This window comes from Ligilactobacillus hayakitensis DSM 18933 = JCM 14209, assembly GCF_000615845.1.
Lineage (GTDB): Bacteria > Bacillota > Bacilli > Lactobacillales > Lactobacillaceae > Ligilactobacillus > Ligilactobacillus hayakitensis.
In genome coordinates this window covers 1-11,529 of the sequence record NZ_BAML01000041.1, presented here as the reverse complement: position 1 = coordinate 11,529, position 11,529 = coordinate 1, and the positions used below count along the sequence as shown (strand labels likewise).

Below are 11,529 nucleotides of genomic sequence, written 5' to 3'. Positions count from 1 at the left end.
TATTGACACAGACTTGAACAAGACACCAAAAGCAGAAGATGGTATCACAAACAAGGATGACATGCCAGACGGAACTAAGTACGAATGGAAAGAAACACCAGATGTAAGTACACCAGGAGACAAACCAAGAACAGTAGTTGTGACATACCCAGACGGCTCAAAAGAAGAAGTTAACATCACAGTCCATGTAACGGATGACGCTTCAAAACATGAACCAAAAGGCAACGACATCGATACAGACTTGAACAAGACACCAAAAGCAGAAGATGGTATCACAAACAAGGATGACATGCCAAAGGGCACAACATACGAATGGAAAGAAACACCAGATGTAAGCACACCAGGTGACAAGCCAAGTACAGTAGTTGTGACATACCCAGACGGCTCAAAAGAAGAAGTTAACATCACAGTCCATGTAGATGATGACGCTTCAAAATACGAACCAAAAGGCAACGACATTGACACAGACTTGAATGTAACACCAAAAGCAGAAGATGGTATCACAAACAAGGATGACATGCCAAAGGAAACAACATACGAATGGAAGGATACTCCAGATGTAAGTACAAAGGGTGACAAACCAGGCGTAGTAGTTGTGACATTCCCAGATGGCTCAAAAGAAGAAGTACCAGTAACAGTTCATGTAACAGATGATTCTGAAATTTCATTAGTAGTTCCTGACAAGGTAACAGTTAAGGATCCAACGAACTTAACTGATGAAGAAAAACAAGAAGTTATCGATAAGATCAAAGAATCAAACAAAGATAACTTCCCACAAGGAACAAAGGTTGAAGTTGAAAATGATGGAACTGCAACAATCACTTACCCAGATGGTTCAACAAAGGTAATTCCTGGCGACCAATTGGTAGCAGATAAGGCAAATTCACAAACAGTACCAGCAACATCAAATAATGGTGGTGCAAAAGCAAATGAAGCTAATACTTCATCTGAAAATACTGCTGGTGACGCTGAAAATGTTAAAGCAAATGATGCTACAAACAAGGCTAACCAAGTAGTTGCCAACGCTGCAAACAAGGCAAAAGCAAGCAATGCCAACCTTGATGATAAGCATGTCTTACCACAAACAGGTGAAACTAAAGAAAATACATCATTAATGGGTGTAGCATTAGTAGCTGCCGGTTCAATGTTTGGTTTAGGTGCAATGGCACGTAAGCGCAAAGAAGACAAGTAATCATTGAATGATTAAATAAAAATTCAATAAGATGTTTTTACGGTTAGATAACCCAAAAGAGGCGGTTATCTAACCGTTTTTTTGTTAGCCAAGCAAGCGAAGCAATATTGAAAATAACATAAAATATTCTATTGACGAACCCCCCAAAAAAAGAAATAAATATAAATTATAATTAATAAAAAGGGTGAAAATAGCAATGAAAAAATTCAAAAAAAGTGTGATAATCGGGCTCGTTTTGGTAGCGATTCTTGCAAGCGGCGTGAAACTAGGGATTGACCATGCAACATATCAACCAACTACAAGGGCGCAAGTAATTGCGAAAAAAGCATCCCAAACTAGCAAGGTCACGACTTTTAAAGCTAAGAACAGTAAGCTAACAGTGGTGGTGTATCCTGGAGCTTTGGTTAATCCGAATGCGTATGCGATTTGGGCGCAAGATTTAGCGAAAAAAGGTTATACGGTCAAAATCGTGCACTTTCCTTTGAACTTAGCGGTCTTTGACCAAAATGCCGCTAAAAATGTCGTTGGTAAGAATGAAGACTATGTCATTGGCGGCCATTCTCTGGGTGGTGCGATGGCTGCAAGATACGCTGCTGCTAAGCACGACAAGCATCTCAAAGCAGTGTTTTTCTTAGGCGCTTACGCTGATAAAAAGGGGCGGTTAGATCAAAGTCAACTACCAGTGCTTAATATATCTGCGAGTCGTGATGGGGTGATGCAAAAAGATAAGTTCGAACATAACAAAGTCTATCTTCCAAAAAATACAACGTATGCCGTAATTAAAGGGGGCAACCACGCGAACTTTGGGGCTTATGGCAAGCAAAAAGGCGATAACAAAGCCACGATTTCCAATGCCACGCAACAAAAACAAGTTGCAGATGTATTGACACAATGGCTCCAAAATGTAAATTGATCAAAAACTTGAAAGCAAAGCCCTTGTTTTCAAGTTTTTTCATTTTTATTTGAAAACACTTGCTTGTAGGAAGTTTAAGGAATAAAATTGTTAGCAAAAACAAAAATAAGGAGGAAATTATGCGCGAATTTTTTGCATTACCAAAACAAATTCAGCTCCGTGAGTTAATTCAATTTGTGAATATCACGCTAGGATCAAGCGTTTATCCGTTCATGGCGATGTATTACACGAATTATTACGGCGCTTTTTGGACGGGAGTTATGATGATGATTACCAGTATCGCAGGGTTTGTTGGTACCTTGTATGGGGGACATTTGTCGGATGCTTTGGGCAGAAAAAAAGTCATTAATTACGGTTCAATTGGAACAAGCATTGGTTGGTTTTTGACGATTATTGCCAATGTGCCAAATCATGTAACGCCGTGGTTGACCTTTGTGGGAATTTTGATTGAAAATATTTCCTATAATTTCTTGCGTCCAGCTTATGATGCGATGCTAATTGATATGACGAACGAAAGTAATCGGCGTTTTGTATATACCATCAGTTATTGGTTTATCAACGTTGCGGTTATGTTAGGGGCTGGGATTTCAGGGTTATTTTATGATAAGTATTTCTTTGAATTGTTAATCGGATTATTTGTGGCTAATTCCATTTGCTTTGTGATCACTTATCTTTATTTCGAAGAAACCTTGCCTGATGATATCGAGTTTGAACATGGCTTAGGAATCTTAGATACCTTCAAGAATTACGGCGAAGTCCTTACAGATAAAATCTTTGTATTTTACGCAATCGGGACGACTTTATTTGCGAGTGCGTGGCTGCAGATGGATAACTATGTACCGGTCCACTTGAAATTGACTTTCAAACCGTTTGCAATCCTTGGAGCTACTATTACGGGGTCAAAAATGTTATCAATTATGATTTTCACTAACACGATTATCATTGTCTTATTTATGACGCTCGTAAATCGCTGGACGAAAAAATGGAAGCTTCTTAATCAAATCACGATTGGATCAATCCTTTATGCCGGTGGAATCTTGTTGAGCTTTACGTTTGAACAATTTGATTTATTGATTCTTACGGTAATTATTTTTACCATCGGGGAAATGATTAACGTGCCTGCCAGCCAAGTTTTGCGGGCCGATATGATGGATGAAAATAAAATTGGATCATATTCAGGTTTCATCGCGATGTCCCAACCATTAGGAAGTATCTTAGCTTCAAGCTTAGTTTCCTTGAGTCATTTTACTGGCTTAATTGGGGTGCAAGTTGCCTTTGGATTGATTGCGATTGGCGGCTTGATTTTTGTGGCGTATTCCGCTCATCAAAAACTACAACAATTAAGTTAAAATAAAATTTTCGCAAAAAATACTTGGATTTTACGCAAAAACAGCTGGATTTCCTTGAAATATAAGGGAGTGCAGCTTTTTTTTGCGCCTCAAAGTAAGCCCTTACATATTTTTTGGGAGTGTGCTACACTGGATTTGTATACTTAATGAAAACGCATACTAAATGCTTTTGAGAAGGGATGGATCGATATGGCAAATTTTAGTAAAGATTTCTTATGGGGTGGCGCAACAGCCGCTAACCAAGTTGAAGGGGGATACGCACAAGGCGGCAAAGGCCTTTCAGTAACTGATATTCAAACCGCTGGGAGTTATGAAGCTCCGCGTTATTTAACTTATGTTTTGGATGGTAAACGCCAAAAAATTGCCAGTGTTCCTGGTCAAGGACTTCCTCATGGGGCTAAAGGAGAAGTCTTTGAAGATGAATACTATCCAAACCACGAAGCGATTGACTTTTACCATCGTTACAAAGAAGATATCAAGCTTTTTGCGGACATGGGCTTTAAAGTTTACCGTTTATCAATTGCGTGGACAAGAATTTTCCCAAATGGCGATGAAACAAAGCCTAACCAAGAAGGATTAGATTTCTACCGTCGCGTGTTTGAAGAACTTAAAAAATACAACATCGAACCATTAGTAACGATTTCTCACTATGAAGATCCTTTAGGATTGAGTGAAAAATATGGGGACTGGCAAGACCGTAAGATGATTGATGAATATGAAAAATATGCGCGCGTCTTGTTTAACGAATACAAAGGACTGGTTAAATACTGGCTTACTTTCAACGAAATCAATTCCGCAGTCATGTTCTTAGATTTTGGTGACAATGGAACTGATGAAGCTTATCAACATGCATACCAAAAGCTTCACTACCAATTTGTGGCTTCCGCTCGTGCAGTTAAAGCCGCCCATGAAATCGACCCTAATTATGTGGTTGGAAACATGATTTGCGGTATCATTTCATACCCGGGCACAACGGATCCTAAAGATCAATTAGCTAACCGCCACGCTTTAGAAAAGAACTTGTATTACTGTGGGGATGTCCAAGCAAAAGGTAAATATCCAACCTACGCCAAACGCTTGTGGAACGAACACAATGTTCACTTAGATATTACCGAACAAGACAAACAAGACTTGATGGATGGTAAAGTTGATATGTATACTTTCTCATACTACATGTCAAGCTTGGTAACAACTCACGAACCAGAAGAAAAAGTCGGCGGGAACTTCTCAATGGGAGCTAAGAACCTTACTTGAATTATTCCGAATGGGGTTGGGCAACTGACGCTGATGGTTTAGAATTATACCTTGAAGAAATCTATGACCGTTACGAATTACCAATAATGGTGGTTGAAAACGGTTTGGGTGCGGTTGATAAGTTAGAAGATGGCACAGTTCATGATGACTACCGCATTGATTACTTACGCCAACACATTGAAGCCATGGATAAAGCCGTTGGTAATGGCGTAGATCTTCGTGGTTACACAACTTGGGGCTGTATCGATTGTGTTTCAGCCGGAACTGGACAAATGAGCAAGCGTTATGGTTTCATTTATGTTGATCGCGATGACAACGGCAACGGTAGCTTGGATCGTTTACCAAAGGATTCATTCTACTGGTACAAGAAGGTTATTGCAACTAACGGGGATGACCTTACAGATTAAATCAAATTAAAGGCAAAAGTTTTTTGAGCTTTTGTCTTTTTTTGTGAGAAAATCCATTAATAAATATCTTGATTTATATACGAAATGAGTAAAATGCGCTATAATAATAACATTAATATTTGTAACGATAGTAATTTAAGTATGAGGGATTAAAATGTTAGAAAAGCAAACAGGAATCGGCTTGATTACCAGTGGGGTTAATCAAAGCTTAAATCGAAAATATCAAGAAAAATATACCAATGTTGATTTAGAAGAAGATTTGTATCGCGGTTATGTCGGCAAGAAAATCGAGTTTCAAGAAAGACACGAAGTTAATGCCGGCGACGTGATTATCAACGTAATGAATAACCGTGCGGCTGTCGTATCTGATGTGACTAAAGGGTTAGGGATGGCCCAAAACTTTATCAAGATTGTAGTAGATAATAAGAATGTTTATAGCTGGTATTTATGTTATAAGCTTAACGAATCGGATGAAGTAGCGCGTCAATTCTTAGCGAATAGTGATGGGAATGTTGTCAGAAGAATGCGCCCATCTACCTTAAAGAGCTTAAAGGTTAGCTTCCCGGATTTTGATGAACAAGTAAAAATCGGTGATGCCTACCGCCACATGTTGATGATGGTGCACCAAGAAAAATTGCGGATTGAAGAAATCCAAGCATCAACCCTTCAAGTTTTAAAGCAAGTTGATGAAAAAAAGGCGGGGGTAAGTAATGGATAAAAGATTAGAAAAATTAAAAAATAAAGCAAAACCAAAAAACTATAATATCTTTAATTGGATATCTACTGGGATTGTAGGGTATGCCAACCTTTCACAAAGAATAGTTGAAGAATTTTCAAAGATGACCAGTAATGAAGAATTGAACATGAGTGGAATTGTTGATCAGTATGCTCAACTAGAGGACGCTTTTAAAGAGAAGTTAGAAAATAAATTGGGCTATTTCATTGAGGCAAAATACTTATTTTATTCAATCAGTAAATCTGAAAATAAAGTGGATTTACTTAAAAAATCCTGGCAAGCATTTCAACAAAATAACTTGTTATTATCAAATATCTTTAATTGGCAATTAGAGCTACTAGAAAAATACCTTGAACAAGGACAAGAAGAAGAAATTTTAAAATATATTATTTATGTTGAAATGAATCTTGGTAAAAAAGTTAATGATCAAAGAAAAACATTCATAGAGTGGTCAAAAGAAGAGCTTGAAACTATTTTACTTGATGATGAAAGCAGTATTAAAATTGAAGCAAAATATGAAGATAATATAAATAAACTTATCGCTGAATTGCTTAACCTAGATGAACATCCAGATAACTTTACTATTTATGATGGAGCTCTTGGAAAAGGAGAAGCAATGTTAGAGCTTAAAGCGTTATTGCCGGATAAAGAAATTAAATTTTACGGTCAAGAATTAGAAGCAAACTTTGTTGAAGCTGCGAAGTTGAATTATTTAGTTCATGGAATTCATCCCAATGACTTTAAGTTTATTTCTGGGGACACTTTAACCGATGAAAAATTTAGTGGCGCACTGAAATTTGATAACGTGGTGATGGACATGCCATTTATTCGCGGTTGGGATGTAAACTTAATTAAAGAAGACGATGCATTTTATCAAATCGTCTCGGCGTTGCTTCAAGAACAAAACCTGATTATGCCTTTGTATTGCGGGGCTTGCTTCATTTAAAAGATTCGGGGACAATGGTGGCAGTAGTGCCTAGAGGAGCGTTGTTAAGAGGATCAACAGAAGCCAAGATACGTAAACGGTTAATTGAATTAAATTATTTAGATGCAGTAATTAACTGGACCACTGAATCTGATGTAAGTAAGGCTGAAAAATCAATTTTGGTTTTCAAAAAGAATCGCACTGATAAAAATGTGATGTTCATTAATGTGGTAGATAATGGCGATAACACGGGGATGAAAAAAGTAATTGATATTTACAAAAAACGTGAAAAAATTCCGCAACTTGCGAGTGTTGTTTCCCCTGAAATAATCGCTAAAAACGATTATAACTTGTATTATTCACGTTATATCGACATGTTTAAAGCTAAACCTTTGCTTGATTTGCAAGAACAAAAAAACAAAGTTAAAGCATTACAAGACAAAAGTCAGCAAAATAGCCAAGAATTAGCAAATTTACTCCAAGATTTAACCAAAGACATTGATATCAACGCCGATCAGGTTATTGAAATGTTACTAAAATAAGATGTGAGGCCAAAAGTGTGAAGTTAGATTTGAAATTATTAATATATGTGATGATGATGGTGCTGATTTTAGCTCAAGCTGTTGTCAGCCAAGTTAAAGTAAAATTTTTTACTTATGAAGAGAATGATAAACTGCAATTAAGCCCTAAAACTATGCGCTTATATTACCAAAATAATATTTTAGTAGCGGTAATTTGTTCCTTGGAATTGCTGTTGGTAAATATTGTTCAGCTAAGCGATTGGGTTATCAAAATTGCGCTGGTCGGTTTGCTTGTTTTAGGGATGTTTATGGAAACTTTTTTGGCGGTTTATTCGCAAAAACAGCTGCAACAATACAAAAACATTGATATCGACAGTAGTACTGATGCAAAGGCGTGGATGGAACGAATTTTTAACGTGCCGCAAAAGAAAATCTTCAAAACATATTTGTACTGGTGCATCCAAGCCATTTTGATTGATGTGGTCTTGTGTAGTGTCATTTACATTTGGTTGCATGGATAGGGGGGCAAAAAATGTTTCAGATAATCGCAAATAACTTGCAGCAACATCATGTGGGGATGATTATTTTTTGGATGATGCTTTTTAATATCTTGATCCAAGGAATTATTGCGTCGCTAGAGTATAAGCTTTTGCCTCGAATTGAAGTGAGTGAAAAGATGATGGAAAAATCGTTTGGCTTCGATAAATTACATATCAGCATGCAAGGAGCATTTGAATTTGTAATTTTCATGGTGATTTTTTCCTTGCGCTATTATCACGGTGAATTTATTTTACGTTTTCAAAATACATTTGGCGTATATTTGGTAATTTGTCTGTTTTTGCTATTAGGATTGTTTTGCATGATTTCCGTTGTAATGGTAGTATTGGTCATCGTTGAGATTGTTATGACGAATTTAATTACGGACAGTGGGTTACCGAAGAACTTCGTTGAAGCTATATTCGATGATGACGAAAGCAAACAAGAAGATAAAAAAGAAGGTAAGGCCGTTGGAATTGGCATGCTTGTTAAATTGGTCTTAGCTATTTTGACGTTCTTTAACTTCATGGTTATTTTCTTGGCAATGTGGACATTGCATTAAAAAAAACTTGTTAGACAGAAGAAAAGATCTGTTTAGCAAGCTTTTTTAGTTTGTCGCTATGTTTCCAATAATTTAAGAGCTCCATATCAATATGGAATCCGAGAAGAAGATTAGAAAAAATAAACTTGAACAATCCCAATAAAATCACGGTTTATTTGAGTAAAAAACAAACTTTTTTGAAAAAGTTATCAAAAAAGCTTGCATTTTCTAAAAAAAGCTTTAAAATAAAAAACATAAATTATAAATGAAACGTAAAAGTCATGAAAAGACAAGTAGGTAGCGACATTCTTTCAGTGAGTCGGTGGTAGTGCAAAACCGGCAGACCCTGCGCTATTGAATAACACTTTTCCGCATACTGCCAACCCAAATGCATTCGCAAAGTAGGCTTGGACGTCACCGGCACGTTATCTTACCGGTGGGGCATGATGGTGCTCCATAAAGTGGTCTAGTTTAACTAGACAATTTGGGTGGTACCGCGGAAATAAGCCTTTCGTCCCTTAAGTTTGGGGGAGAAAGGCTTTTTTATTTTCTCCTTAAATCTTAAACAACAAAGGAGAACTATTATGAGTTTAATTATTCCAAAGGACTACGATCCAAAATTATCAATCAGAGAAACAGAAGAAGCTATTCGCTACATTCGCGAAACTTTCCAAGACGAATTTGGAAAAGAAATGGCTTACAAAGAATGTCAGCGCCAATGTTTGTTGAAAAAAGCACTGGTTTAAACGATGATTTAAACGGGGTTGAAGGCCCAGTTTCATTTGAAATGAAGGGGCTTCCTGGTGAAACCATTGAAATCGTACACTCATTAGCCAAATGGAAACGTTATGCTTTGAAACGCTATGGTTTTGGGATGCATGAAGGTTTGTATACTAACATGAACGCCATTCGTAAAGACGAAGATTTAGATAACTACCATTCAATTTACGTTGATCAATGGGACTGGGAAAAAGTTATCGCTAAAGAAGAACGAACAGAAGCAACTTTAAAAGAAACTGTGCGAACAATCTACAAAGTTATCAAGCACATGGAACACGAAGTTTGGTACAAGTTCCCTCAAGCAGTGCACCATTTACCAGATGAAATTCATTTTGTGACAACCCAAGAATTAGAAGACAGATGGCCAGATTTAACTCCTGATGAACGTGAAGATAAAATCGCTAAAGAATACGGCGCTGTTTTCTTAATGAAGATTGGTGACATGCTTGAAGGTAGTCAAGAACCCCATGATGGCCGTGCCCCAGACTACGATGACTGGAGCTTAAACGGCGACATTATTTTCTGGTATGAACCATTACAACGTAAACTTGAAATCTCAAGTATGGGAATTCGCGTTGATGAAAAAGCCATGGAATACCAATTAAAACAAGCAGATCAAGAACAAAGAAAAGAATTACCTTTCCACCAAATGTTATTAAACGGTGAATTACCTTACACAATTGGTGGGGGAATCGGACAATCACGTTTGTGCATGTTACTATTAGGTAAAGCACACGTGGGTGAAGTACAAGCTAGCGTTTGGCCTCAAGAAATGATTGACCAATGTGAAGCAGCCAATATTCATTTACTTTAAGAGGCAAGCTAAGATATATATAGTGTGGGCATAAGCAAGTTCAGAAATGGACTTGCTTTTTTGGATTAGATTGACTACAATATAGTAATTAGAAATGAAATTAAAAAATATAAATGGAGGCCAAAAATATGCAACAACCAAAACAAGTTGGGATGTGGCAAGCTTTCTTAGATTACTGGAAGGGTTACGTTGACTTTTCTGGTAGAACGACGCGTGCCGGATACTGGTGGATAAAATTATGGGAAATTATTAGTTTTTGTGCTGTTTTTTTCATGATGATTTTAGCGATCGTAATTACTGATATTGCGACAAACGGGGATGAGGACGCGTATGGGATCGGAATTATGATCGTTATTTTATTGATGATTATTGCGCGTTTAGCAACGATTATTCCAGGTATCGCCATTAGAATTCGCCGTTTTCGCGATGCTGGTTTAACGACTAGTGGAGCCTGGATATTATGGGGATCAGGGATCTTTATTTCAGTCATTTTTACCATTGTATTTTATGCTTCAATGTTTGCGGAAATGGCAACAATGGGAGAAAATTTATTTATTGATGGAAATGCGTCAGATGCTTTTTATGGTGGAATCGGAATGATGGCGATTGTCGGGTATCTACTCCAAGCAGTAGTTCGATTAATTGCCTTTATCGTTAATGTAACTGGAAGCGATAAAATGTGCGTGGCACCCAATGCAGGTGCTTTTGGAAAATTCTTCTGTCGTCAAAAGGAAATACCAAACTTTTTTGGCGGTATGATGAATTTCAACGTTCCAGTAAATGATGCGATGGGAAATCTAGTGCAAGCAGATGTTAATCAAATGTCAACCGCTCAAAGTACAACTAATCAACAATCACCAAGTTCATCAGAACAGATAGAGCAAACGCCAAATTCAAACAACAATTATGAAAATCAATAATTGAAATGAGGATTTTAAAATGGAAAAGAAAATTTCACGCTGGATTCAAGTTTTTTCAGCAATTCAATTTGTTGCTTATATGTTAGGATTTTATAACTTTGCGGCATATGCCACAGAACATAAGCAATTATTCAGCTTAGATTTAACTTCTTTAAGCGGAATTTATTACTGGTCAATTCTTAGTATGTTATGCGTGCTTGGGGTGGTAATGACAATTTATGTGAGTGCTAATTACAAAAGAAAGCGCAATGCTGGCAGAGTAATTGCGTTATTTTCATTCTTATCACCAATTATTTTTTGCTGGTTCTTAATTGTTCCTGCAACTTTAAGTTTACTCACAATCTTTTTTATTCATGTGGATGAAATCGAAAACCAACGGCAATAAGATTTATTGGGGCTGAGATTATTCTCGGCTCTTTTTTTTGAATCGTTGCGAATCGTTTTGAAACGAAAACGGAATCGTTGCACTAAAAAGTGAAACGAAAGAAAAATAAGGCTGAGGAAAACTTCTTATGTAAATTATCAATGCATAATATCTACACGTGCTTTTCTTGCTAAATACAAATTTCATTTGAACTACCCGCGATTAAAATCGCAGGAATCGCGTCACGCGATTACATTACGTGTACATTAAAAAAAT

At 37.0% G+C, this 11,529-nt stretch carries 10 protein-coding genes, 2 pseudogenes and 1 other annotated feature; all 12 genes and pseudogenes read left to right on the top strand.

Going from position 1 to position 11,529, the window contains the following annotated elements:
* Positions 1 to 1,192 (top strand): Rib/alpha-like domain-containing protein (locus JCM14209_RS07950; protein WP_025022945.1); only part of this gene is annotated, 1,192 nt, incomplete at its 5' end.
* A gap of 196 nt (positions 1,193 to 1,388) precedes the next feature.
* Positions 1,389 to 2,105 (top strand): alpha/beta family hydrolase, encoded by a 717-nt coding sequence (locus JCM14209_RS07945; RefSeq protein ID WP_025022944.1) that lies wholly within the window; start codon positions 1,389 to 1,391, stop codon positions 2,103 to 2,105.
* Between the two features lie 119 nt (positions 2,106 to 2,224).
* Complete coding sequence (locus tag JCM14209_RS07940; protein ID WP_025022943.1) at positions 2,225 to 3,454, top strand: MDR family MFS transporter; 1,230 nt, start codon at positions 2,225 to 2,227, stop codon at positions 3,452 to 3,454.
* Between the two features lie 189 nt (positions 3,455 to 3,643).
* Positions 3,644 to 5,115, top strand: a pseudogene (locus JCM14209_RS09510) (glycoside hydrolase family 1 protein).
* A gap of 154 nt (positions 5,116 to 5,269) precedes the next feature.
* Positions 5,270 to 5,833 carry a restriction endonuclease subunit S gene (locus JCM14209_RS07930; RefSeq protein WP_025022942.1) on the top strand — a complete coding sequence of 188 codons (564 nt, stop codon included), beginning with the start codon at positions 5,270 to 5,272 and terminating at the stop codon, positions 5,831 to 5,833.
* Positions 5,826 to 6,797, top strand: coding sequence for an N-6 DNA methylase (locus JCM14209_RS10420; RefSeq protein ID WP_025022941.1), 972 nt, complete (start codon positions 5,826 to 5,828; stop codon positions 6,795 to 6,797). The genes JCM14209_RS07930 and JCM14209_RS10420 overlap by 8 nt, the downstream gene beginning before the upstream one ends.
* On the top strand, positions 6,776 to 7,318 hold the full coding sequence (locus JCM14209_RS10415) for an N-6 DNA methylase (protein ID WP_162148754.1): 543 nt from the start codon (positions 6,776 to 6,778) through the stop codon (positions 7,316 to 7,318). Before JCM14209_RS10420 ends, JCM14209_RS10415 begins: the two co-directional genes overlap by 22 nt.
* 17 nt (positions 7,319 to 7,335) lie before the next feature.
* The gene (locus tag JCM14209_RS07915) at positions 7,336 to 7,818 is read left to right on the top strand and encodes a hypothetical protein (protein ID WP_025022939.1); all 483 of its coding nucleotides are present in this window, start codon (positions 7,336 to 7,338) and stop codon (positions 7,816 to 7,818) included.
* Between the two features lie 11 nt (positions 7,819 to 7,829).
* The gene (locus JCM14209_RS07910) at positions 7,830 to 8,396 is read left to right on the top strand and encodes a hypothetical protein (protein WP_025022938.1); all 567 of its coding nucleotides are present in this window, start codon (positions 7,830 to 7,832) and stop codon (positions 8,394 to 8,396) included.
* Positions 8,397 to 8,647: 251 nt separating this feature from the next.
* Positions 8,648 to 8,897, top strand: a binding site (T-box leader).
* Positions 8,898 to 8,959: 62 nt separating this feature from the next.
* Positions 8,960 to 9,969, top strand: a pseudogene (gene asnA, locus JCM14209_RS09505) (aspartate--ammonia ligase).
* 128 nt (positions 9,970 to 10,097) lie between these two features.
* Positions 10,098 to 10,889: a DUF805 domain-containing protein gene (locus tag JCM14209_RS09770; RefSeq protein ID WP_051523421.1), complete on the top strand. Its 792-nt coding sequence runs from the start codon at positions 10,098 to 10,100 to the stop codon at positions 10,887 to 10,889.
* A gap of 19 nt (positions 10,890 to 10,908) precedes the next feature.
* Complete coding sequence (locus JCM14209_RS07895) at positions 10,909 to 11,274, top strand: hypothetical protein (RefSeq protein ID WP_025022936.1); 366 nt, start codon at positions 10,909 to 10,911, stop codon at positions 11,272 to 11,274.
* Positions 11,275 to 11,529: the final 255 nt, after the last annotated feature.